The sequence below is a fragment of the Rhodothermales bacterium genome (genome assembly GCA_041391505.1).
In the GTDB taxonomy this organism is placed as follows: domain Bacteria; phylum Bacteroidota; class Rhodothermia; order Rhodothermales; family JAHQVL01; genus JAWKNW01.
In genome coordinates this window covers 37930-62063 of sequence record JAWKNW010000018.1, presented here as the reverse complement: position 1 = coordinate 62063, position 24134 = coordinate 37930, and the positions used below count along the sequence as shown (strand labels likewise).

At 65.8% G+C, this 24134-nt stretch carries 16 protein-coding genes; 3 read left to right on the top strand and 13 right to left on the bottom strand.

Annotation, left to right across the window (positions count from 1 at the left end; all coding sequences use genetic code 11):
• Positions 1-15 precede the first annotated feature (15 nt).
• Genes R2834_16445 through R2834_16435 form a run of 3 tightly spaced genes read left to right on the top strand, consistent with a single transcriptional unit; the run spans position 16 to position 3744 of the window.
• The gene (locus R2834_16445) at positions 16-1371 is read left to right on the top strand and encodes an HD domain-containing protein (GenBank protein MEZ4701924.1); all 1356 of its coding nucleotides are present in this window, start codon (positions 16-18) and stop codon (positions 1369-1371) included.
• Complete coding sequence (locus tag R2834_16440; protein MEZ4701923.1) at positions 1349-2380, top strand: histone deacetylase; 1032 nt, start codon at positions 1349-1351, stop codon at positions 2378-2380. The genes R2834_16445 and R2834_16440 overlap by 23 nt, the downstream gene beginning before the upstream one ends.
• Positions 2377-3744 carry a tryptophanase gene (locus R2834_16435; GenBank protein ID MEZ4701922.1) on the top strand — a complete coding sequence of 456 codons (1368 nt, stop codon included), beginning with the start codon at positions 2377-2379 and terminating at the stop codon, positions 3742-3744. Before R2834_16440 ends, R2834_16435 begins: the two co-directional genes overlap by 4 nt.
• A 51-nt stretch (positions 3745-3795) precedes the next feature.
• On the opposite strand, the gene R2834_16430 is transcribed toward R2834_16435, so the two are convergent.
• From R2834_16430 to R2834_16370, 13 genes are all read right to left on the bottom strand, one after another.
• Positions 3796-4050, bottom strand: coding sequence for a hypothetical protein (locus tag R2834_16430; protein ID MEZ4701921.1), 255 nt, complete (start codon positions 4048-4050; stop codon positions 3796-3798).
• A 19-nt stretch (positions 4051-4069) separates the two neighbouring features.
• Positions 4070-4753, bottom strand: coding sequence for a hypothetical protein (locus R2834_16425; GenBank protein MEZ4701920.1), 684 nt, complete (start codon positions 4751-4753; stop codon positions 4070-4072).
• Positions 4754-4880: 127 nt separating this feature from the next.
• Positions 4881-6473: an aldehyde dehydrogenase (NADP(+)) gene (locus R2834_16420; GenBank protein MEZ4701919.1), complete on the bottom strand. Its 1593-nt coding sequence runs from the start codon at positions 6471-6473 to the stop codon at positions 4881-4883.
• A 44-nt stretch (positions 6474-6517) separates the two neighbouring features.
• Complete coding sequence (locus R2834_16415) at positions 6518-7351, bottom strand: fumarylacetoacetate hydrolase family protein (GenBank protein ID MEZ4701918.1); 834 nt, start codon at positions 7349-7351, stop codon at positions 6518-6520.
• A 142-nt stretch (positions 7352-7493) separates the two neighbouring features.
• A complete protein-coding gene (locus tag R2834_16410; protein ID MEZ4701917.1) occupies positions 7494-8420 on the bottom strand; it encodes a dihydrodipicolinate synthase family protein in 927 nt (308 codons plus the stop codon).
• Between the two features lie 1055 nt (positions 8421-9475).
• Entirely contained in the window at positions 9476-13549 is a 4074-nt protein-coding gene (locus tag R2834_16405) for an ATP-binding protein (GenBank protein ID MEZ4701916.1), read from the bottom strand.
• 496 nt (positions 13550-14045) lie between these two features.
• A complete protein-coding gene (locus R2834_16400; GenBank protein MEZ4701915.1) occupies positions 14046-14948 on the bottom strand; it encodes a hypothetical protein in 903 nt (300 codons plus the stop codon).
• A gap of 4 nt (positions 14949-14952) precedes the next feature.
• Positions 14953-15867, bottom strand: a complete 915-nt coding sequence (locus tag R2834_16395) for a hypothetical protein (GenBank protein ID MEZ4701914.1) — start codon at positions 15865-15867, stop codon at positions 14953-14955.
• Entirely contained in the window at positions 15864-18164 is a 2301-nt protein-coding gene (locus tag R2834_16390) for a TonB-dependent receptor (protein MEZ4701913.1), read from the bottom strand. The genes R2834_16395 and R2834_16390 overlap by 4 nt, the downstream gene beginning before the upstream one ends.
• Before the next feature lie 11 nt (positions 18165-18175).
• Positions 18176-19399, bottom strand: coding sequence for a tetratricopeptide repeat protein (locus R2834_16385; GenBank protein MEZ4701912.1), 1224 nt, complete (start codon positions 19397-19399; stop codon positions 18176-18178).
• On the bottom strand, positions 19396-21135 hold the full coding sequence (locus R2834_16380) for a CRTAC1 family protein (protein ID MEZ4701911.1): 1740 nt from the start codon (positions 21133-21135) through the stop codon (positions 19396-19398). Before R2834_16380 ends, R2834_16385 begins: the two co-directional genes overlap by 4 nt.
• A gap of 5 nt (positions 21136-21140) precedes the next feature.
• Entirely contained in the window at positions 21141-22376 is a 1236-nt protein-coding gene (locus tag R2834_16375; GenBank protein ID MEZ4701910.1) for a tetratricopeptide repeat protein, read from the bottom strand.
• Positions 22373-24133, bottom strand: coding sequence for a CRTAC1 family protein (locus tag R2834_16370; GenBank protein MEZ4701909.1), 1761 nt, complete (start codon positions 24131-24133; stop codon positions 22373-22375). Before R2834_16370 ends, R2834_16375 begins: the two co-directional genes overlap by 4 nt.
• Between the last annotated feature and the right edge of the window lies 1 nt (position 24134).

Sequence of the window (24134 nt, the reverse complement as noted above, 5' to 3'; positions counted from 1 at the left end):
GACCGGCCATAGGCTATGATTTTACGGTTGAACGCCGACGCCCCGGGATCGGGAAATCCGCACTACAAAATCGTCGCGGATCCCGTTCACGGGTTCATCTCCATCCCGCGAAAAGAGATCCTCCCGCTCATCCAGACGCCCGAGGTGCAGCGCCTGCGACGGATCCGCCAGCTCGGCGTCGGCAACTTCGTCTTTCCGGGCGCGGAGCACTCGCGTTTCAGCCATGCCCTCGGCGCCATGGCGCTGATGCAGGATACGATTCTCACGCTTCGGGGTAAAGATACGCCGATCAGCGAAAAGGAGGAGTCGGCCGCGCTCGCTGCCGCGCTGCTCCACGATATCGGCCACGGCCCGTTTTCGCATTCGCTCGAACACATCCTGATCTCCGACTTCGAGCACGAGCAGATGAGCCGCGCGCTCATCGTGCAGCTCGCCGAACGGTTCGGCGGCTCGCTGCACCTGGCGCTGGAGATGTTCGACAACACCTGCGACCGCCCGTTTTTCCACCAGCTGATCTCGAGTCAGCTCGACATGGACCGGCTCGACTACCTCCGGCGCGACTCGTATTTCACGGGCGTCGTCGAGGGGAAAGTCGGCGTGCAGCGCATCATCAAGTCGATGCTCGTCTCCCCCACCGCCGGCCGCGCCGACGCCCGCATGGTCATCGAGCCCCGGGGGATCTACCCCGTCGAGAACTTCCTCTTCGCGCGCCGGCTCATGTACTGGCAGGTTTATCTCCACAAAACTGTCCTCGCCGGAGACCACCTCCTCCAGGGCATCCTCCGCCGGGCGCGCTACCTGCTCGGCGCCGGCGATACCGGCGTAGCCCAACTCGGAGCGCCCGCCCTGCTCTTCTTCCTACAGCACGACGTGAAGGGCGCCGACATCCAGAACCCCGACGTGCGCGCCGTCTTCTGCGAACTCGACGACTCCGACATCATCTACAGCATGAAACGCTGGGCGCATCACCGCGACCCGATTCTGGTGGATCTGTGCCGGCGCTTCAACAACCGCGACTTCCTCCGCGTGCGCTTCCTCGGGCATGAGGCCTCCGACGACGAAGCCGGTGAATGGCGCGAGCAGGTGAAGTTCTGGTTGCTCGCTCAGCGCCTGACCGACCCCGAGCATGCCGATGACGACGTGTCGTATTATTTCGGCGTCGACGAAGCCGGCCACGCCGCGTACGGCCACGAGCCCGGCGGCATCGACGTGCTCATGCCTGAAGGCATCCAGGAGCTCTCTACCGTCACCGATACCGCCGCCATCGCGTCGCTCACGCTGCGGGTCGAAAAGCCGTACGTATGCTACCCGAAGGAAGTGAAGCTGTCCCTCTCGCGCCTCGAACCCCATGAAGACAGCCGTAACCGTTAGCCGGCTGCACGACGCACATGCGTCGAGCGGGCACGTCGAACGCCCCGAACGCATCCACGCCATCGAGCGCGTGCTGGAAGAAGGGCAGACCCTGCGCGACGCGCTGCGGCTCCCGCCCGCGCCGGCCCCCGTCGAGGCCGCGCTGCTGGCCCATCCGGCCGAATACCTGGAGCGGCTCCAGGCGGCCTGCGAGGCGGGCGGTGCGCGGCTCGACCCCGACACCTACGCCACGCCGGCGAGCTGGGACGTCGCGATGGAAGCCCTAGGCGCCCTGCTCGCCACCTGCGACGCCGTGATGGACGGCCGGGCGGATAACGGGTTCGCCATCGTCCGTCCCCCGGGCCACCACGCCCGGCCCGACGAAGCGATGGGCTTCTGTCTGCTCGGCAACGCCGCCATCGCCGCCCGCTGGCTCCAGCGTCAACACGGGGTGGAGCGCGTGCTCGTGCTCGACTTCGACGTGCACCACGGCAACGGCACCCAGGAAATCCTTTACGAAGACCCGTCGGTGCTCTACATGAGCCTGCACCAGTGGCCGCTCTACCCCGGGACGGGGCGCAACGACGAGCGCGGCGCCGGCGCGGGCCTCGGCGCCACCGTCAACGTCCCGCTCCCCGCGCGCACGGGCGACGCCGGCTACCTCGCCGCATTCGACCGCATCCTGACGCCGCTTGCGCTTCGTTTCAAGCCGGAGGTCATCCTGGTCTCCGCCGGCTACGACGCCCACTGGCGCGACCCCATCGCCGGCATGCACGTCACGGTCAACGGCTTCGCCCGCATGATGCGCGAGGCGCTCGCCTGGGCCGACGCCACGGCGGAAGGCCGGCTCGTCGCGCTGCTCGAAGGCGGATACGACGCCATGGCGCTCGCCTACAGCGTCCGCGCCTCGCTCGACGTGCTCCGCGACCCCGACGCCGCGGTGGAAGATCCTTTCGGCACCCCCCAGATCGTGGACGCCGACGCAACCCGACACCTCGACGCGGCCGCCGCCGCGCACCTGCTTCCATGAAGACGATTATCGAGCCTTTCCGCATCAAATCCGTCGAGCCCATCCGGATGACGACGCGCGAGGAGCGCGCCGGCTACATCGCCCGGGCGCACTACAACCTCTTCTCGCTGCATTCCGACGACGTGCTGATCGACCTCCTCACCGACTCGGGGACCTCGGCCATGAGCGCCGGGCAGTGGGCAGGGATCATGCGCGGCGACGAGAGTTATGCCGGCTCCCCCTCCTACCACCGGTTCGAGGCCGCCGTCACCGACCTCATGCCCTTCAAACACATCATCCCCACCCACCAGGGCCGCGCGGCGGAACGCATCCTCTTCCACATCGTCGGCGGCCGCGGCAAACGCATCCCCAGCAACACCCACTTCGACACCACCCGCGCCAACATCGAGGCCAGCGGCGCCGAAGCGGTCGACCTCGTCATTCGCGAAGGCCTGGAGCCGGCGAACGAACACCCGTTCAAGGGCAATATCGACATCGACCGCCTGGACGCCTTCCTCCAGGAACAGGGCGACGCCGTCCCGATCGTCATGATCACCGTCACCAACAACTCGGGGGGCGGACAGCCGGTGTCGATGGCCAACATCCGGGCGGCGAAGGCGGTGTGCGAGCGGCACGGCAAGCCGCTCTTCCTGGATGCCTGCCGGTTTGCCGAGAACGCCTACTTCATCAAACTGCGCGAGCCCGGCTATGCGGACCGCCCGGTCAAGGAGATCGTCCGCGAGATGTTCTCGTATGCCGACGGGATGACGATGAGCGCCAAAAAAGACGCGCTCGTCAACATCGGCGGCTGGCTGGCGCTGAACGACGACGCCTGGGCGCAGGCGGCGAGCAACCTGCTCATTCTGACGGAGGGCTTCCCCACCTATGGCGGGCTCGCCGGGCGCGACCTCGAAGCCATTGCGGTCGGGCTCGGTGAAGTGATCGACGAAGACTATCTCGCCTACCGGCTGACCTCGACACGCTACCTCGGCGACGCGCTGACCCGGATGGGCATCCCCATCATCCGCCCTGTGGGCGGGCACGCCGTCTACATCGACGCGCACGCGCTGCTCCCGCATATCCCCCCGCTCCAGTATCCCGGTCAGTCGCTCGCGGTGGCCCTGTACGAGGTCGGCGGCATCCGGAGCTGCGAGATCGGGTCGGTGATGTTCGGCCGGCAACCGGACGGCTCCGAACGGCCGGCGCGGATGGAGCTGGTTCGCCTCGCGATCCCCCGGCGCGTCTACACGCAGAGCCACATCGACTACGTGATCGAGTGTTTCGGGGACGTGCTCAAGCTGCGCGACGCGCTGCGAGGCTACCGCATCGCCCACGAACCGCCGGCGCTGCGCCACTTCACGGCCCGCTTCGAGCCGATGGCGTGATGCCGCGCAAAAAAAATCCGGGCGCGCTGTGGAGCGACGCCCGGATGCGTATTACTGCTCGGCGGCGATTTCCGCCTCCAGTTCGTCGAGCGCCTTCTTGTAGTTGGCCGGCGTGACCGGTTCGGCCGGGGCCGGCGGTGGAGCCGGCGCTGCCAGCAGCGCGGCCTCCTCGGCATTGAGTTCGACGGCTTCTACCGGCGCCGTGGTGTCGCGGGCCTCGGCGGACGCTTTTTCAGGCGGTTTCGATCCGCAGCCGGCGAGGGCGACAAACAGACCGAGGGCGGCGCATTTCGTCAGGAAGTTCATCGGTGCTCTCCGGTTTGTTTTAGCGGTTATCATGGCCATCTTCCTCCTGCTCGTTTTGCTCGCGGTCACCGCGAGCCGGACGATCGGAGCCGTCGCGCAGCTGCGCCATCCGCGTCTCCATGTCGGTCAGCTGCTGGAGCTTCCGCGTGTGCTGGGTCCGCTCTTTCTCGACCAGCTCGTCGACGCGGGCGAGCGCCGCGCTGTCGTTTTGCTGCTGGGCCACGGCGCGGATCTCCTCGATCCGGGCCAGCCGGCGTTCGTGGCGTTCGCTCTCGCGTTCCCGCGCGCTGGCGATCCGTTCGTTCAGCATCGCGATCCGATCCACACGGGACATGCCCGTGGAGTCGCCACGCATGCGGTCTTCCGCCGTGCGTTCGCCGCGTTCCCGGCGCTCGCGTGCGTCGGCGGTTGCGCTGTCAGCGCGCTGGCCGGCGCGTTCGCGGCCCTCGCGAAACCGATCCGCGGTGCTGTCGGCCCGACCGCGGGCATCGCGCGCGGCGCGGTCGCGGCCTTCGCGCAGTTCCTGGGCCGCGCTGTCGGTCCGGGCCCCCGCCTCGCGGCCGGCGCGCTCGCCGCGATCGCGCGCTTCGCGCTGGGCTTCCGAGGTTTTGCGGGGTTCGGGACGGTTCTGCGCCAGCGTGGTCGCCGGAGCCAGAGTCGCGACGACGAGCGCCGCGATCCATACAAAAAGTCGCATTTTCATACTAGAGATGGGATGATGACGGGCAGGGCGATCCGGAATGACGCCCTGAATCACCCGGAATCAGGTTTGATGCCGGGAGAGGGTTACCGAGAAAATGTCGTGCCTGTTACCAGCCCTGCGCGGCGCTTCAGGCCACATCGCCCTGCGTCATCGCATTGTTAACCAGGCGCCAGACGCCGGCGGCATTGCGGTTGCGCAGCTCCTCCGGCAACGCGGCGTCGGGGAAGTTCTGGTAACAGATCGGGCGCGCGAACCGAAAGATCGCGCCGGTGCCGATCGATGTGAAGTGGCTGTCGGTCGTGGCCGGGTAGGGCCCTCCGTGGTGCATGGCGGCGCAGACCTCGATGCCGGTGGGAAATCCGTTGAAGATGAGCCGTCCGACCTTGGTCTCCAGGACCCGGATCAGCTCGGCATGGGACGCGAGGTCTTCGTCGGTGCCGTGGACGGTGGCGGTGAGGTGCCCGTCGAGTTTCCGGGCGACGGCGATGAGGTCGTCGAGACTCGAGCCGGAGGCGACGATGGAGGCCGGCCCGAAGACCTCTTCCATCAGCTGCTCCTGGTCCCCGAGCGTGGCGATATCCGTCTGAAAGATGACGCAGGCGGCCTGGCAGGAGGCCTCATCCGCGTCCGCCGCACGACCGGCCACGCGTACGCCCTGGGTCTGCGCGATCCGCTGGACGCCATCCCGGTAGGCGGCCGCGATGCCGGGGTGCAGCATGGTGGCGGCCGGCGTTTCCGCCGCCATCTTGCCCGCCGCCTCCACGAAACGGCCCAGCGATTCGCCTTCGATGCCGACCACGAGGCCCGGATTCGTGCAGAACTGGCCCACGCCCAGATTGACGGACTGGAGGTACCCCTGCGCGATCTGCTCGGCCCGCTGCGCGAGGGCGCCCGGGAGCAGGAAGACCGGATTCACGCTGCCCATCTCGGCATACACGGGGATCGGGTCCGGGCGCGAGGCTGCGGCGTCGAACAGGGCGCGTCCACCCCGGAAGCTGCCCGTGAAGGCGACCGCCCGCGTGAGCGGATGCTGCACCATCGCGATCCCCATCGCGTGGCCGGCGCCCTGGAGCATCGAAAAACTGCCGGCCGGCGCGCCCGTCCGCGCGAGGCCGCGCGAGATCGCCTGCCCCATCATCTCGCTGGTGCCCGGGTGCGCCGGATGCGCCTTGACGACGGCGGGGCAGCCGGCGCCCAGCGCCGAGATCGTGTCCGTGCCGGCGACGCCGATCGCCAGCGGAAAGTTGCTCGCCCCAAACACGGCGACGGGGCCGATCGGCATGAGCATGCTGCGGACGTCGGGCTTCGGCAGCGGCTGACGCTCGGGATCCCCCACGTCGATCCGCGCCTGGACCCACGATCCTTCCTCGATCAGGTCAGCAAAGAGGCGGATCTGGTTCACGGCGCGGCCGCGCTCGCCCTGGAGCCGGCCCATCGGGAGGCCCGTTTCGGCATGCGCACGGTCGAGCAGGGCATCGCCCAGCGCCAGGATCTCCTCGGCGATGGCGCGGAGCATGGCCGCGCGCTGCGCCGGCGTCATCTGACGCAGCCCCGTAAACGCCCCGTCGGCCAGGTGCAGCGCCTGATCCACCTCCTCCGGAAGCGCCTCATGAAAACCCGGCTGGAGTTTCGACCCATCGGACGGGTTGACCGCATAAAAGACGTGTTGCCCATCGGCGCTGGAGACGCCGCCGAGAAGGTGTTTTCCGAGAAGGTCCATGTGTAGCAGATTCGTTGGGGTAAGAGCCGGGGAAAGATGCCCGATCAGAAAATGGAAACCGTATTGATGAGCGTGCCGATCGGTTCGATGCTGATATGAACCGCATCGCCGTTTTCCAGCGTGAACGTATCGGGCGGCACGATGCCGGTGCCGGTCATCAGAAAGCAGCCGTCCGGGAAGGAGGCTTCCCGGTAGAGGTAGGACACTAGCTGGTCGGGCGTCTTGCGCATCTGATCGAGCGCGGTATTGTCCTCGAACACGAGCCGTCCGTTGCGGTAGATCTGGAGGCGGATGGCCGTGTCCGACGGGAGCGGATCGCGCGTGACGAAGATGCCCGGGCCGAGGCCGGCGCACTGGTCGAACGTCTTGGCCTGAGGGAGATAGAGCGGGTTTTCGCCCTCGATATCCCGGCAGCTCATGTCGTTGCCGATCGCATAACCGTTGATCCGGCCGGCGGGGCTGACGAGGAGGGTGAGTTCGGGTTCGGGCACCATCCACTTCGAGTCCTTCCGCAGGCGGAGGGTGCCGGCGTGTCCCACGACACGATGCGCCGTGGCTTTCATAAACAGCTCGGGGCGGTCGGCATGATACACCCGATCGTAAAAGCTGCTGCCGCCGGCATCGCTTGCCTCCTCCATGCGCGCCGTCCGGCTGCGGAAATACGTTACGCCGGCGGCCCAGACTTCCTGCCGACCGATCGGCGGCAGGATATCCGACAGGTCTCTAGGCTCGATAGCCGGCGCCGTAGCCACGATCTGGTTCAAGAATTCGGGTAAATCCTCCCGTCGCAGCAGGTCGTCCCAGTCGATCGAAGCGATATGGCGCCATCCTGCAAGATGGTGCAGGATCGCGCCGGCAGGCGTTTTGTATAGAAGCATGATGGCGGTGGCTAGATAAGATCGGCCTCAAGATACCGATACCATTCACCCCGCGCAATGATGAAGGGCTCCAGGATCAACGTCTAAGGTTCGTAGCGCGCTCCTTAAACCTTAAACCCGGACCCTTGAACCCCTTACCCCATCAGACGCCGAAGTTCACGTTATCCACCATCAGTTGCTGGACGCTGCGGAGGACGCCCTGCTGCTGCTCGCGTTCGAGGTTGCTGAGGAACGGCAGGAGCGCGCCGGCGTCGGCGATGCGGGCGAGATGGACGGCTTCGTGCACGACGCGCACCGGGTTGTAGTGCTCCATGATGCGGTCGAGGGGGACGAACAGTTCCCGGACGTTCTCGGCGATCTCGTAGTCGCCGTCCTGGATGGCGCGGTGCATCTTGCGGGCCAGCCGGGGGGCGACGCAGACGCAGCCGGAGACGAAGGTGCTCATCCCGAAATCGCGCATATGCGTGATGGCGGCGAACTCGCCGCACCCGCTGACAAACGTGGACGGCTCGATGCGGTCGGTGAGCCGGCGGAGATAGGGATCCTCGATCGGGTTCTCGCTCCGCACGGAGTAGACGATGGCCGCGACGAGGCCGTCGCGCACCAGTCGGTGCATGTCGCCCGGGTCCATCATATCGGGCTGATTGATCTCCACGATGACTGGCTTGCCGAGTTCGTCGATGAGCCGGCGTATGCCGAATTCGATGCCCTCCGAGTCGGCCGCGAAGGTGGCGGGGAGGAGCAGCGCCACCGGAAACGCCGTGCGCCGCAACGTCCTTGCCTGGGCGATCATGGTCCCGAACGCCGGCCCGATCGCGGGAATGACGGTCGAGTTGGGGGAAACAGTTTCCTCCAGAAACTCCAGGATCGAGGCATATTCACCCAGTCCGACGTGGTAGAAATTGGCGTTGGCGGCATAGAGAAAGGTGGTCAGTCCCCCTTCTTCCAGGAACCGGATGATCTTGCGGTTTTCCTCGTGGTTGACCGAAAGATCGGCCTTCCGCGCCAGCGGAGGTGCCGCGATTACGCTCGATTTCAGCGATTTGGGCGTGATGGCTTGTGTATTCACCGGGCGATCGATTTGCTGCTGCTGCGCCTCCGGATGGCTCGGGCCGGCGGCGCTCTGGCCGTTCAGGATGAATTGAAACGAGATTGTGACGAGCGTTTAAACCAATCGGCGTGCCATAGTATCGCATAAACGCAATGGCCTCCCGGTCGTTTTGTAGACCGGGAGGCCATCGCGACGTTGAGAAAAGAGGCGTTTGCCCGTAGGATTTGATCACCTTTCGAGCCTTAGTGCGCTGTCCTCATTCGACCGGGAGCATGATATGCGCGTAGGGCGTGCCTCGCCATCACGCAGGCTCCCCCGTTGGTGTAATCCGTTGTATATCCTTCCAGATCGGACACGTTTACGGGTATGAGGGCGATATGAGCAGGAATGTCGGCCATCCATTCGTTGTCGGGTGTCGGACCCGTCGCTCCAGGGTCGATGTTGCTTGCCGGCGGTGCACCAGCCATCACGTAGACCAATCCTGGGCTTGCTAGTTTTGGTGTTTCACCCGCCAGGAGGCTGTTGAGCCACTCGATGGCTGACGTGTCGAGACACGCAGGATCGAATACTGCCGTTGATTCGTCGTCGACGAAGCAGGACCAGGCGTTGCCTCCTTCACGCAGGACTGTGTAGGTGCCATCGTCAGCCGGCGGCCAGTCCAGAATGGTTGAGTTCCGACTGATGGACGCCGGCGCGGCCTCATGGCTCCCTGAATGGCTCCACGGCCCATGTGGTGATCGTGTCGAGCATGGGCCGACATTTCCGGTCCAGTCTCATCATCGAGTGCGTTGGTTGGATCTTCCGTACAGGCTAAATCAAACAAGGCGAGAAAAGCCACGCTAGCAACGAGTAAGCGAATCGATGTCACTGGGAGAACGTGCCGGTCTGTGCCCGCGCCGTGACGCAGACACCCAGCATCAGGACAAGTAGTAGGTTTTTTCTCATGACAGAGCGACAAGAATGGGTGAGGATAAATCGGAACGCAGCATGCCCGGTGATGCCGCATCCCCAAACCTATCTGCCGTTTTCATGACAAATCGGACACGACCGATCTATCCACATCCTTGTCGCATTTATCTCCATCGCGACGGCGGCTTCCCGTACTGCTGCTGGAACAGCCGCGCGAAGTGCCTCGGATCCCGGAACCCCACCCGGTACGCCACCTCCGACACGTTGCCGGCCTGCTGCTCCAGCAGTTGCCGCGCCCGCTCCAGCCGCAGCTCCTGGATGAACCGGTGTGTCGTTCCCCCCGTCAGCTCGTTCATCTTCCGCTGCAGCTGACGCCGGCCCAGGCCCACCTCCTCCGCCAGCCGCTCCACCCCGAACTGACCGTCTCCCATCTGCGCCTCCACGATCCCCCGCACCTTCTCCAGCCACGCCGCGTCCGCCGACGTCACCGTGATCTCCGTCGGCTTCAGCACCACTTCCTGGCGGTACTTCGCCTTCAGCTGCTTGCGCCGGTAGATCAGGTTCTCCGTCCGCGCCAGCAGCTCCCGGGCACTGAAGGGTTTGTACAGGTAGTCGTCCGCGCCGGCGCCGAGGCCTTCCAGCTTGTTCTCCTCCGCCGCCTTCGCCGTCAGCAGCACCACCGGGATGTCTTGCGTCCGCCGGTCCTTCCGTAGCGCCGCGCAGAGTCCGTAGCCGTCCAGCTTCGGCATCATCACGTCGCTGATCACCAGGTCCGGCGACTCGGCGATCGCCAGCGCCAGGCCGGCCTCGCCGTCTTCGGCTTCCAGGATGCGGTAGCCGGCGAGGTGGCTCTTCAGGTAGGCGCGCACGTCGGCGTTGTCGTCGACGAGGAGGATGGTGGCGGTGGGGGGTGAGACCTGGGCGGACAGGCTGGACGCGCGGGACAGGATCTGCTGCACTGGGTCCGCCGCGTCCAGCTTGTCCACCTGTGGTAATGTTTCTTCAGCGATGAGGTCCTCATCCCGCAGGTGGGCGCGGCCCAGCGGGAGCGTCAGCGTGAATGCGCTGCCGAAGCCTTGCTGGCTCTCGGCCGTCAGCGTGCCGCCGTGGAGTTCGGCCAGTTCCTTCGCCAGCGAAAGCCCGATGCCGCTGCCCTCGTGCCGGCGCGTGGGCGAGGCGTCGGCCTGGTGAAAGCGGTCGAAGATGTGCGGCAGCTCGCCGGCGGGGATGCCCTCGCCGGTGTCGCGGACGACGATCCGGGCGCTGCCCTCCGAGGCCGCCACCGAGACGCGGATCTTGCCGCCGGCGGCGGTGAACTTGAAGGCGTTCGAGAGCAGGTTGTAGACGATCTTCTCGAGCTTGTCGCGGTCAAAGTAAACCTCGGCGGCCTCGGCGTGGGTGTCCAGCTGGAGGTGTTTGCCCTCGCGCTCGGCGCGGGAGGCGAAAGAGAGGGTGAGGGCGCGGACGAAGGCGACGAGGTCACCCTGGCGGGCTTCGAGGCGCATGCCGCCGGCCTCGAGTTTGGCGAGGTCGAGCAGCTGATTGATCAAACGGTGGAGCCGGTCGGCGGCGCGGTGCATGGCGCCGAGCTGGCCGTGGAAGCGGGGGTCGAGCTCGCCGTAGGCCCCGTCGAGGGCGTCGCGGACCGGGCCGAGGAGGAGGGTGAGCGGGGTGCGAAACTCGTGCGAGAGGTTGACGAAGAAGCGGGACTTGGTCCGGTCGAGCTGCTCGATGAGGAGGGCGCGCTCCTGAGCCGAAGCGAGGCGTTCGCGTTGGATGAGGCGATTGCGCTGGGCGCTGTACACCAGATAAATGCCTCCCCCCATAAAAATCAGATACAACACATAGGCGACGGGGTGCCGCCAGAAAGGCGGGGCAACGCCAAACGGATACACTACGGATTCGCTCCAGAGGCCGTCAGGATTCGCAGCGCGTACTTCAAAGGTGTAACGACCTGACGGCAAACGGGCATAGTGCGCGCTGCGCCGCGTGCCGGCATCGACCCAGTCCTGGTCGTAGCCGGCAAGTCGATAGGCGTAACGTATTTTATCCGGATTGTCGTAATGCAATCCCGTGAAGGTGATGTCAATATCCCGGTCTTCGTACGAAAAACGAGGATCACGATTCGAAACGTACTGTGCCGGATGGCCTGACGTGCCGACCAACTTTTCAACGTGCACGATCGGGGGTATGTGGTTGTCGAGCGCTTTCACCCGATCCGGATGAAACACGAGGAAGCCGTTCAAACCACCGACGATGATCTCGCCGCGCGCGTTCTGGTAGATGGACGATGTCCAGAGGAAGTTTTTCTGATGCTCGGTTTCTCCAGCGTAGCTCCTAATCTGGCCTGTCGAGAAGCGGTATACGGCAACGCCGGCCGTCGTAACGATCCATATTTCATCCTCGCCATGCGGCACCAAATGGCTGACGATGGTGCTCGGCAATCCATCGCTGGAAGTGAGTCGATGCCAGGCGCCTTCGCCATTGCGCCAGAACAAACCCAGAAACGAAGAGACCCACAAATCGCCGTTGGCCCGTTCATGAATCGCCGTGATCCAGTTCTTTTCGGGCAGATGTCGTTGGAACCGCCACATATCTCCATCACCAATTAATTCCAGAAGCCCAGCATTGCGCGTCCCGAACCAGCATACGTCCCGGCGGTCGCAATAGGCTGTCGTTATGAACGCATCGGGGAGTCCACCGGTCTGATCCGATTGTTCGATAGCGTCGCAAGCGCCCGTGGCGCGATCACAAATCCGCAATCCGGACCCCCATGCAGACTTGATGTGGAAACGCGAGCCGGCTCGGGTGCCGGCGACATCCGGGATCTGAAAAAAATCGGGGTGCCCATCGAGGAAGTCGGTGTCATAATTGACAAATCGGCCTGTCGACACATCGAGGCTGCTCCTCCCCATTGTGGTGCTCACCCAGAGTTGGGTGGAATCCGAAACGAAGGGTGCGACATCATAGACAAAATTGAACCCCAGACTGGTGGTATCGGCGGGATCGTTTCGATAAATCTGAACGGTCCCTGAAGCGCGATCGACGCGGTTCAACCCGCCGGCGACCGTACCGAGCCAGAGTTGATTGCGCGTATCCTCAAAAACGGCCGCGATGCGCCCATCGCTGATAGGCGGCGTTTCGGGCGCCTTGTAGCGATAAAAATCAAAGCGACCCACCGTCGACCGGATGCGATTAATCCCTCCCCACGTCAATATCCATTTGGTCCCTTCGCTCGTTTCGAGCATCCCCCAGATGCTGTCTTCAACCAGGCTTCCCGGGTCTTGAGGCTCGGCTTCGTAGTGCTGCATCGCGCCGGTTATCGGGTTGTACCGGTTGAGGCCAAGCTTGAACCCCCCTATCCAGATGATGCCTTCAGCGTCCTCGTAGAGAAAACGTATTCCTGGCCCAAGCGGATCATTGCCATGCACGATGGCGTCGCGCTGTCGTGGTGCGCTGAGGGCATCGGGACGATCTGGGTCGTACGGCAGATGTATGATCCGGTCATGGTCCCGGTCGTACTGGTGCAGCCCATCTTCCCCCCACATGCCGAACCAGACTGTACCGCGACGATCTACCAGAATCGCTTCGGCTTCGGTATCGTGGGTATGGCGCCCCGCCGATGTATCGTGGGTGTATCTCCGAAAAGATTGAGTCGCCGGATCGAAACGCAATACACCACCGATCAGCCGATTCCGGTCGTCCGGCACGAGGTGCTGACCGCCGGCCACGGCAATCCAGAGCGTGCCGTAAGGATCCTCCTCGATAGCGCGTACCCACCCGATGGCCACACTACCTTCTCCCGTGCTATCCTGGTCGTAGATGTGGCGAAATGTCCCCATTTCCGGATCGAAAAGATCGAGACCCATCGACGTCCCGACCCAGTATCTGCCGTGGGTGTCGCGCAGGAATGCCGATATGTACCTGCCGCTGACCGATGTTGCATTATCAGGGTCGTGCACGTAGCGAGCTAGCACACGGCGTGTCGTGGGATCGAAGTGTTCAAGGCCGGCGGCAGTTGCAAACCAGAACGATCCATCGATATCCTTGTACATGAATCCGTCGCCCGACCAGGTGGTCAGAACGGACGTCGAGTCGTCCGGGTCGCGTTCGAGCGGAGTGAAGCTGTAGCCGTCGTAGCGCAGTAATCCATAACGCGTGGCAAACCATACGAAGCCGGCGTCGTCCTGAAGGGCTCCGTAATATCGCCATCCAAAATAACCCTGCTCGATCGGCATGCGGTCGAACAGGATTCTGGGCTCCCAGGGCTCATCGATTCCCGTATACGGTACAGTCTGAGCGAAGACACGGCCAGCCCCGATGGCTAGCAAGGCCATCAGCACGCAATAACCACGATCAAAGCGAAGCATCAAACGAACTTTCTTGAGTGATCGCACTACTGCGCGGTCCCTGTCTTCACTCCCGTGCGAAAAGTCCGCCCAAGATATAACACATTATCACGTAGACGCCAGTCGTCTTATTGCAATCTATTAGCGTCCAACTCGAGCCATAAAATCGCAACGGCCCCCGCAACGAAGTCACGAGGGCCGTCGAGGGCTGTAGCGGAAACGCATTTCAGGGCGAGTGCACCACGACTTGAGGGTCGAAGCACTGGACTCCCCCATCAGCTTCACCGTAGTCGTACGCATTGGCACCTTCGGAGCAGCTACCGAGCAGGGTGTGCAACTGCTCGTACAGGATATACCCGATCAGGCGGAAGGGCACGTAGGTATTTCACCGCCCAAACGGCCGGAACCCCGCCTCGTCGGCCACGTCCGCCGGCGGGGCCCAGGTGAGGCTGACTCGATAGCCGGCTCCAATAAAGCCGAATCCCCCCTCCACGTTCGACATCGTCCCGGGCTGGATGAGGACCAGCGGGTTGAAATCGCCCCCCGGCGGCTGCCACGCGGCATTCGCCACCACGGCGTCGAAACGCAGGGCGAGCAGGGAGATGCCGTACGTCTGGTCGAACGACACGCCGTTGAGGATCTCGGCGCGGATGGCGTCGAACGCGGCGCTGAGGTCGACGGGGACGATGAGTTCGTTACTTCGCTGCGTGAAACGCCCCTCGAACGGCACGACCAGGGTGTCGCCGACGATGTTGGGCACGTTGCCGGTGATGAACCCGATCGAGTACTGTACAAAATAGGTCAGCTCGATCCGGATCAGGTTCGTTACCGGGCCGCTCAGCACGATCGGCGCCACGACGTCCCGGCTCAGGATCGGCGTACCCATGGCGATGGTGGACTCGCCCGGCACTTCCACGGTCGCCTCCGCCTCGCCGCCGTCGGGGCCGGCGACCGTGATGCGGTATTGATGCCCGTATTCCGCCCGAAACGGCGCCCGGTAGATGTACCCGAATCCGCCGTCGCGATCGACCACCACCGTCTGCCTCCACACCCGCTCCTCGCCCGTGTTCAGGTCGACGGAACGCACCTCGGCCACCAGCTCCGGGTCCTCCTCGGGCACCAGCGTCTCCCGAATTGGATACACGCGCACCGACTGCGAGTCGGCGAGCGGATTCAGCACCCCGTACAGGGAGTACTGGACGTCCGTCCCGAGCACGGCCACGACATCCTCCTCGCACCCCAGGGCGAGCAAGGCGACGAGCACGAGCCAGGCGGAGCGGTATCGCATCGGGTCAACCGGGCTGATTCGGTACAAAATTCGACTTCCGCACTACCTCGAACGGCAGCGTCCACGACCGCTGCAACGTGTAGCCGGCGGCGACGAAGCCGAACCCGTTCTGCACATTGGAGAACGCCCCGGGCTGGATGAGCACGTTGGGATCGAACACGCCGCCCGGCGGCGCCCATTCCTCGTTCCCGACCACGGCGCTAAACGAGATCAGCTGGAGGGCGATGCCGTACCGGGCCTGGTACCGGAAGTCACGCAGCACCTCGCCGGCGACATCCACGTACGCCTCGTCGAGATCCACCTCGACCCGCCAACCCGTCGCCGTCCGGCGCAGGCCGTCGTCGAACGGGATGGGCCAGCGCAGGTTTTCGTAGAAGGGGTTGCCGGCCGGGTCCGTCCCGATCACGTATTTGACGCGCACTTCCACCTCGCTATTAAAGACATTTTCGGGCTGCCCCTCGATGTGGGCCGGCAGCAGCACCCGGCTCGTCGTATCCGGCGCATCGACGATGAGGTTGCTGCGCAGCGGCACCTCGACTTCCACGTAGCTTTCCCTCCCTTCGCTCCCGCTGATCGTCAGCCGGTAGGCGTGCTCCCACTCGACGCGGAAGGGGCTGTAGAACACATGCCCGACGGTGCCGTCGGAGATGGCGATCAGCGAATCCCGCCAGACGCGCTCTTCGCCGGTCTGCAGGTCGCGCGACACGAACCGGGCATCGAGCGGCCGCTCCTCGCCCGGCACGAGCGTGGCGTCCACTTCAAAAACGCGCACGAACTGCGTGTCCGCCAGCGGGTTGAGCACGCCGTACATCGAATACGGATACTCGGCATTCAGCACGGCGACGACATCCTCTTCACAGCCGGTAGCCAGCAGCGCGAGCAGGGGAAGTACGATGAGATAGAGGCGAACTGCTTTCATTCGAACGTCACCTTCAGGCCAAACGATGGAACGAACGGAAGCTGATCCACGCGGCGCAGCGTGAAGACGTCCAGATAAAACAGATTGCGCCGGTCGTAGACGTTGATCATGCTGCCCAGCACGGTCATGCTCGCATTTTTGTAGGTGAAGGTGCGGTCGATGGAGAGGTCGAGCCGGTGGTACGTCGGCAGGACGCCGCGGTAGGGACGCTCGTAGATGACGCGGCGCGTCGAGGGAGCTTCCGTCACGTCGATGACATCGTTGACGAGCACGAAGCCGTCGAACCCGAGCGCGCGGCTGAACGGCAGTCCGGAGCCGAACTCCCAGCGGGCGCTGAGGTCGAACCCGGCGATTTCGGTGCTGATCAGGGCGTTGACCTGATGCCGGCGGTCGTGCGGAGGCCGGAAGCTCAGCGTCTCCTCCCCGTACCACAGCAGCAGCGACGCCTGGTTCGCCGTATAGCGGGTATTCGAATAGCCGTAATTCACGACGGAGTAGAACTTGGGCCGGCGCAGCTCGATGCGGGTCTCGAACCCGTAGGAGGTGCCGCTCGCCGGCTGGAGCCGCGTCGTAAATCGGGGGAAGGCGGTCCATTCCGAGATAAACAGGTTGTCGAGCCACTTGTGGAATCCTTCGACCGACAGCTCGAAGCCGTCGACGGGCTCGACGCGGTAGCCGGCGATGGCGTGGATAGCGGACGGCACCCGCTCGGCGAGCACGTCGGGCTGGCGGGGATTCAGGCGGGGGATGTTGGTCCAGGCCGTGAAGACGCTCGCCGCGTCGCGCCGGTCGTTGAGGCCGACGATCTCCTGGAGATAGTACCCCCCGGCCGCGCTGAACTGGTGCCGGCCGGCGTTGTACACGATGCGGAGGCGCGGCTCGAGATAGGGATCGACCCGGAGGTAATACCACTGGAGCCGGATGCCGGGGCGGACGCGCAGGGCCCCGAGCTTGTATTCGGGTTCGAGATAGAAGGCCAGGTGATCGATGCCGACGCCCTTGAACTCGGTGTTCTGGAACGCCCCGCCGAGTTCGGTGGCCGAAGAGATCAGGCGCAGCGCAAAGCCGGCTTCGGTGTTCGCGCGGGCGCCGGAAAACTGGCTGTCGAACGTGATGGCCGTATTCCAGATGGACGAGGTGCGGCTGGGGTCGTTGACCGGGCCCAGCTCGGAGTCGTACCGCGAATGGGAGAACCGCAGATCCGCCGAGATCGACAGCTTCCGCGGCAGCAGCAGGTAGCGCCCGCCGATCGCGCGGTTGCTCCAGCGCACCTCCTCGGGTTCGACGCCGCCCAGATCCTCTACCAGCGTCCCCCGGTCGTTCGTGGACAGCGCCGTCATCGAGAAGCGGCTGCGCGGGGTCAGCTCGGCGTGCATCTTGCCGAAGAAGTCGTTGAAGTTGAACGGCAGGTTCTGGTCGACCAGCTTCTCGGCGCCCTGCTCGAGCAGCGACTGCCGGCCCGAAACGAGAAACGACACCTTGTCGCGGATCAGCGGACCTTCCAGGCTGACCGTGCCGATGAACGGGGAAATCGATCCGGTGCCGGCGTAGCGCCGCTTGTTGCCGTCGCGCGTCCAGATGTCGATGACGGAGGAGATGCGCTCGCCGAACTTGGCGCCGTAGCCGCCGGCGTAGATGTCGCTCCGGTTGAGGATGTCCGCCGGGAAGGCCGAGTAGAACCCGAGCACGTGGAAGGGCTGGTAGAGCAGGATGCCGTCCAGCTGAACGAGATTCTGGGTCGGTTCGCCGCCGCGGATGAACAACTGCCCGCCGCGGTCGCCGGTGGAGATGACGCCGGGTAGCGTGCTGAGGTATCCCGCGAGGTCGGCCGAGGCGTCCGGCACGGGGATGAGTTCGAGATCGGCCGGCCGGATGGTTTGCTGGCCCGCCGTCACGCGCGCCGCGCCGGACTCGCGCTCGGTTTGCACCAGGACTTCGCCGAGCGCCCCCTCGTCCGTTCCGAGTTCGATGTTGAATGTCCGGTTCTCGTCCGGCTCCAGCACCAGGGTGTCACGGACCGACGCGTAGCCCACGAACGAGGCGGTGATGACATACCGGCCGGGCGTGAGCCGGGTGACGAGGTAAACCCCATCCCGATCGGTCACGGTCCCGCGCAGCGTGCCGGCATCATCGCGCAGGGCGATGTTCACGAGTTCGATGGGCTGCCGATCCGCCCGGTCGATGACGAACCCGTTCAGGGTGGCCGTTTGCGCCCGCGCCGCGCCGGCGCCGACCAGCAGGGCGACCAACAGGGCGCCCCGGGCCGCCGCGGCGAAGCATCTCCGTATCCTCATCATGGCGTGTAGATTTAAGGCCGGCGCGCCGGCTCGTTGTCGAGTCGTTGGATATACGCGGCCGCCTGTTCGTTTTGCGGGTCGCGTGCGAGCACCTGCTGCCAGGCCTGCCGGGCCAGATCGGGCCGGCCGGACACGGCGTGGAGCACCCCGAGGTTGATCCACGCGCTGAGCATGCTGGCATCCTTCTGAAGAATGGCGCGGTACGTCCGGATCGCCGCGAGCGTATCCTGCTGAAGGAAATACAGCGAAGCGAGGTTATTCTGGAATTCGAGGTTTTCCCCCTCCAGCGAGAGGGCGATCTTGTAGGCGTCGACGGCATCCTCGAAGCGGCCGGCGAGCCGGAGCGCCGTGCCGAGCGCGGCGTAGTTGTAGGCGTTGTCGGGGTCGTTGGTGACGGCCTTCTGGAAGAAAGACACGTCGGCCTGCCGCTGCCACAGCTTTTCCGCTTCGGCGAGTACCCGGGCGCTCTCCTCGTCGCGACCGAGCCGCTGCAGCGCCTGGGCCAGACTGTAATGCGACTCGGTGTGCCACGGCCATACCTGCGTCACGGCGGCGAGGTGCTCCACGGCCTCCGCATCGTTGCCGGTCTTGGTGAGCAGCATCCCGAGGACGTACTGCACGTCGGGATTGCGGGGCGCGCGGGCGTACGCCTTGCGGGCATAACGCAGGCCTTCGTCGAACTCGCCTTCTTCCTCGCGGATCTGGGCATAAGCCAGATAGGCGTCGAGCGCGGTCGAGTCCAGCTTGAGCGCCTGATCGAAGGCGTAGGTCGCGCTGTCGGTCATGCCGAGCTCCCGGTAGGCGCGCCCGACGGAGATCCAGGGCCGCGGGGCGGGATGCAGGGCGATTTCGTTGCGATAGCTGGTGAGGGCGTCGTTCACCCGCGCCTGCCGGAGGGCGATGTTGCCGAGATTATTCCATGCGCCGAGGTACTCCGGGTCGCGCTTGAGGACCTCCTGATACGACGCTTCGGCCTCGTCCCAGCGCATCGTCTGGGTGAAGATCATGCCCCGCAGGAAGAGCGGCTCGACGGCCGCCGGCATCCGCGCCGCCGCGCTGTCGGCCAGGATGAGCGCCTCTTCGAAGTAGCCCTGGCGCAGGGCATCTTCACCGGCCTGCAGCAGCTCGGCCGTGTCGCCGTCCGGGATCGGCGGCGCCGCGCGACGGTCGCCGCAGCCGATAGCCAGCAGGCACAGCAACGCGAAAAGGGCGCGAGGGGAGATCGACGGCTTCATGGGGATGGGGATGTTTTCGACGAGGAGGGAGCCCGGTCGGGTTCGAGCGACGCGGCGCCTTCCACCGCGAGCCATTGCCGGCCGGCCGGGACGCCGGCATGCCGATCCACGTGGCCGCTGGGCCAGTACAGGTAGAGACTGTCCACCTCCGTTCCCGCCCCGCCGAGCCCGAACGTGGCCACCTGCTCGGAGGCGGTGAGGTAGCTGGATCCACTCCGAATATACCGCTCCATCCGCCGGGATCCCGCGACGGCGACGATGCGCACGCCGAGGCCGCCGCGGTTGCTGGGGCCTCCCTGCGTCCGTACCCGGAGGTACCCCTGCGCATTCGCCTCGTTGCGCCACAGATGCGCGCCGCGCCCGTTCTCGACGACGAGCACGTCCTGGTCGCCGTCGTTGTCGATGTCCGCATAGGCGAGGCCGCGCGCGACGATAGGCCGCGCCGCCGCGCCGCCGATGTGCGCGGCCACGTCCTCGAAGGTGCCGTTGCCCTGGTTCATGAAGACATGCGCCGGCTCGGCGTAGCGCACGTTGTCTGCAAATTCCTCGATATCCGGCTGGACGTGCCCGTTCGCGGCGAAGAGGTCGAGGTCGCCATCCAGATCGATGTCGAGGAGCGCCAGCCCGAACGTGAGGGTGAGCAAACTGCTCCGCCCGATCTTCGACGCCGCCGCGCGGTCGAGAAAATAACCGCTCCCGCCATAGCGATAGACGCCGATCATCTCGCGCGAGAAGTTGCCGACAAAGACGGTGACCTCGCCGGTGGAGTCCACCACGCCGGCGTCGATCCCCATGCCGGCGCGGGCGCGCCCTTTTTCGTCGTACGCGACGCCGCTCTGCGCGCCGCGCTCGGTGAAGGTGCCGTCGCCGTTGTTGACGAACAGCTGATCGGGGCGCGTGTCGTTGGCGAACATGAGGTCGGGCCACTCGTTGCGGTCGAAGTCGAACGTGAGGATGCCCAGCGTCGTGCCGTACGCCGCCCCGAAGCCGGCGCGCTCGGTCCAGTCGGCGAAGGTGCCGTCGCCCTGGTTGTGATAAAAGCGCCCCGGCAGCCCGTCGTACGTTTCCGGCGTACAGTACCCCTTGATCGTGCCGTCGTGTGTGCAGAAGAGGTCGGTTTCGGGCGACCATCTGACGTAGTTGCCGATGTAGAGGTCGACCAGCCCGTCGCGGTCCGCATCAAAAAATGCGGCCGACGTGCTCCATCCCGAATGATCGCCGATGCCGGACAGGTCGGTCACATCGGTGAAGACGCCGCCGTCGTTGCGGTACATCCGATCTTGCGTCAGCGTCGTCATCACAAAATCCTGGTCGCCGTCGTTGTCGTAATCACCCACCCCGAACCCGATGCTGTAGCCCGGCGCGTCGGCCAGACCGGCCTCGCGGGTGACGAGCGCGAAGCGGCCGCCGCCCAGGTTGTGGTAGAGCCAGATGGCCTGCGGGGGCTCGATGCCCGATTGCGGCCACGCGCCGCCGCCGGCGAGCAGGATGTCCACGAGCCCGTCGCCGTCGTAATCGATGAATCCGCACCCGGAGCCCATCGACTCGGGAAACCATTTTTCGCCGAACGCGCCGGTGACGTGATGAAAACCGAGCAGGCCGGCCTCCTCCGTCACGTCGGTAAACAGGTTGTCGCCGGCGGCAGCGGGCGCCTCGGGCTGCGTCGCCGGCTGGCACCCGAGACCCATCGCCAGCACCGTCAGGCCGAGCCATCTCCATGTGCGGTATGGACGCATCGCGCTCATTGACCGCTCTTCAACTGGTTCAGGTACGCCGTCGCGTCGGGGTCGCCCGGCTTGTGCCGGAGCGCGGTTTCCCACGCCTTCCGCGCCGAGGCCACATCGCCGGACACGGCGTAGACGATGCCCAGGTTGAGCCAGCCGTCGGCATAGGTCGAGTCCATGCGAAGCAACGTCTGGAAGCGCTGGAGCGCCGCCGTGGTGTCGCCCCGGGTAAAGGCCAGGTTGGCCAGGTCGCTTTGGAGCGACAGGTCCCGCGGCCGCAGCGCCTGCGCCGCGTTCAACGCGGTCTCGGCGCGGTCGAAATACCCCATCTGCATCATGAGGCCGGCGAGGTCGATCCATCGCTGCGGCTCCCCGGGGTAGGTTTCCACGGCGCGCTCGGCGACGACGGCCTGCTGCTGGAGCGCCTGGATCTGCTCGACCCGATCCAGATACACCTTCGCCTCCCCTTCGCGGCCGAGCGCCTGCAGCGCCCGCCCGAGGTTGAACGCCGCCCCTTCGTGGCCCGGCAGCCGCTGCGCGACGACGTTCAGGTACGGCAGGGCTTCCTGCGGCTTGCCCGTCTGAAACAGCAGGGCGCCGACCCGGTAGCCGTTTTCGAGTTCGCGCGGGTTCGCCTGGAGGGCGAGCCGGGCATGATGCAGCGCCTCCGGAAGCCGGCCCTCGCTCTCCAGCAGTTCGCTCAGCCAGGCGTGTGCGGAGGCCTGGGTGCTGTCCGAGGCCAGGGCCGTGGTGTAGGATACCCGCGCGCTGTCCGGCACCCCGAGCATGGCGTAGGTCCGACCGATCTGCGCCTCGATGGCGGCCGCCGAGGCGGGGTCGGCGCCGGCGCCCAGCACATCCTGCTCCTTGCGGTAATACCCGAGCGCTTCGCGGTACCGGCGCTGGAGAAAGGCGTTCTGCCCGAGCTGATACCAGGCGCCGGGAAACCGGGAGTCGGCGGCGACGGCGGCCTCGTAGGCTTCCTTCGCCGCATCGTAGCGGCGCAGCGCGCTGTACAGATCGCCGCGCGCGACGGCAAGCTCCGCATTGCGCGGGGCGTACCGCGCGGCACTATCGGACAGGGCCAGCGCGCCATTCAGGTCGCCGCGTCGCATCGCCGCGAACATCGCCTCGACAAACGGCACGGCGCGCGGGTCGTCGGCCGGCGGCGCGGCCGGCGAACAGCCCGTCATCAGCAGGGTAGCGACGATCAGGCCCAGACCGGTGGGTAACAGGATGGTGTCTCGCCTCATAGTGATTCCGTACGTTCTTGCGGGGCCGGCGTGCCCGGGGTAGCCCAGATGCGCAGCACCTCCGCCTCGCGCACCCCTTCCGTCAGGCGCAACTCGCGGCCGGCTTCCAACTGCTCGTAGGTATCCACCCAGCCGGAGGGCCAGTGAATCCGCAAGGTGTCGAGCCGATCGACCGGCCCGAGCCCGAGCGTCAGGGTCGTCTCCGATTGGGAGAGATAACTTCCGCCGGCGCGGACGCGGCGCTCCTGCCGCATCCGTCCGTTGGCCACCGCCACGACCCGGGCGCCGAGCGCATCGCGCGGGCTCCGCCGGCCTGCAAGATACAACCTGAGCGCATGCGCGTCCGCGCCCGTCGCCGGATCGGTCTGGTTGCGCCAGAGATGGAGCGGCCCGCCGTTTTCGGTCAGGAGCACGTCGAGATCGCCGTCGCGGTCGTAATCCGCGTAGGCCGCGCCGCGCGCGACGAGGGGTTCGGCGAGGACGCGGGCGCGGTCGGCGCCGGCCAGCTCGAACCGGCCGTCGCCCTGATTCATAAACAGCTGCGCCGGCTGGCGATAGGTCATGCCGTCCTGCATCTCGGCGACCTGCTCCAGGATGTGCCCGTTGGCAAGCAGCACATCCAGATCGGCGTCGAGATCGACGTCCGCCAGCAGCACCCCGAACGTCAGCACCTGCTTCGACGCCATGCCGATGCCCGACGCCGGCGCCAGATCCCGGTAGATGCCGCCTCCCACCTCGCGGTAGACCCCCACCATCTCCTCGGAAAAATTACCGATCACGATCGACGGCTTGCCCGTACCATCCAGCACCCCGATGTCCAGTCCCATGCCGGCGCGGGCGCGCCCGTTGTCGTCGTACGCGACGCCGCTGCGGATGCCAACTTCCTCGAAGGTGCCGTCCTTCCGGTTCAGGTACACGAGATTGCGCCGCGTGTCGTTGGCGACGACGACGTCCGGCCAGCCGTCCGCGTTGAGATCGTACTCGGCGGCGCCGAGCGTCTTGCCGGGGTTGTCGTCCATGCCCGCCTCGCGGGTGCGGTCGATGAACCGGCTGTCGCCGGCGTTGAGGTAAAACCGGGCGCCGACGCCCTCGTAGGCGTGCGGCATGCAGTAGTCCTTGTTGACCCCGTCGGACGTGCACCAGCGATCGGTCTCCGGCGTCCAGTCCACGTACTGACCGACGTACAGGTCGACGAGTCCGTCGCGGTTCGCGTCGAAGAACAGGGCCGCGGTGCTCCAGGCGTCGCCGGCCACGCCGGCTTCGGCGGCGACGTCGACGAAGACGCCGTCGTCGTTCCGGAGCAGCAGGTTCGGGCCGAGCGCGGTGAGGTAGAGATCGAGATCCCCGTCGTTGTCCATGTCCGCCCCGGCGATGCCGAAGCCGATGGCGCGGTACCGGTCGAGCCCGGTTTCCTTGGTGACGTCGCGAAACCGGCCGTCCCCGAGATTCCGGTAGAGGGTGATGGCCGCCGGCCCCTCTGCCGGAGCCGCCCAGACCCCGCCCCCGACAGCCGCCACGTCGGCCCAGCCGTCGCCGTCGTAATCGACAAAGGCGACGCCGGCGCCGTAGGTCTCGGGCATCCAGTGATCGCCAGCGGCGCCGCGTTCGTGGCGAAACCCGTCCAGACCGGCCTCGCGCGTCGCGTCGATGAAGAGGTCGACGAAGAGGTCGGGGGACGGCTCGGTCGAGGGGCCGGCGCACGCCGCCGCCAGCGCGGCGACCGCAATAAAGGGCGTTATGGTGCGGAGGGACGTCACG

Coding starts and splice junctions, on each gene's coding strand:
- R2834_16385 (MEZ4701912.1), bottom strand. CDS start 19,399: ATGAAGCCGTCGATCTCCCCTCGCGCCCTTTTCGCGTTGCTGTGCCTG.
- R2834_16380 (MEZ4701911.1), bottom strand. CDS start 21,135: ATGCGTCCATACCGCACATGGAGATGGCTCGGCCTGACGGTGCTGGCG.
- R2834_16430 (MEZ4701921.1), bottom strand. CDS start 4,050: ATGAACTTCCTGACGAAATGCGCCGCCCTCGGTCTGTTTGTCGCCCTC.
- R2834_16440 (MEZ4701923.1), top strand. CDS start 1,349: ATGAAGACAGCCGTAACCGTTAGCCGGCTGCACGACGCACATGCGTCG.
- R2834_16405 (MEZ4701916.1), bottom strand. CDS start 13,549: ATGCCGATCGAGCAGGGTTATTTTGGATGGCGATATTACGGAGCCCTT.
- R2834_16375 (MEZ4701910.1), bottom strand. CDS start 22,376: ATGAGGCGAGACACCATCCTGTTACCCACCGGTCTGGGCCTGATCGTC.
- R2834_16395 (MEZ4701914.1), bottom strand. CDS start 15,867: ATGAAAGCAGTTCGCCTCTATCTCATCGTACTTCCCCTGCTCGCGCTG.
- R2834_16400 (MEZ4701915.1), bottom strand. CDS start 14,948: ATGCGATACCGCTCCGCCTGGCTCGTGCTCGTCGCCTTGCTCGCCCTG.
- R2834_16390 (MEZ4701913.1), bottom strand. CDS start 18,164: ATGATGAGGATACGGAGATGCTTCGCCGCGGCGGCCCGGGGCGCCCTG.
- R2834_16435 (MEZ4701922.1), top strand. CDS start 2,377: ATGAAGACGATTATCGAGCCTTTCCGCATCAAATCCGTCGAGCCCATC.
- R2834_16445 (MEZ4701924.1), top strand. CDS start 16: ATGATTTTACGGTTGAACGCCGACGCCCCGGGATCGGGAAATCCGCAC.
- R2834_16425 (MEZ4701920.1), bottom strand. CDS start 4,753: ATGAAAATGCGACTTTTTGTATGGATCGCGGCGCTCGTCGTCGCGACT.
- R2834_16415 (MEZ4701918.1), bottom strand. CDS start 7,351: ATGCTTCTATACAAAACGCCTGCCGGCGCGATCCTGCACCATCTTGCA.
- R2834_16420 (MEZ4701919.1), bottom strand. CDS start 6,473: ATGGACCTTCTCGGAAAACACCTTCTCGGCGGCGTCTCCAGCGCCGAT.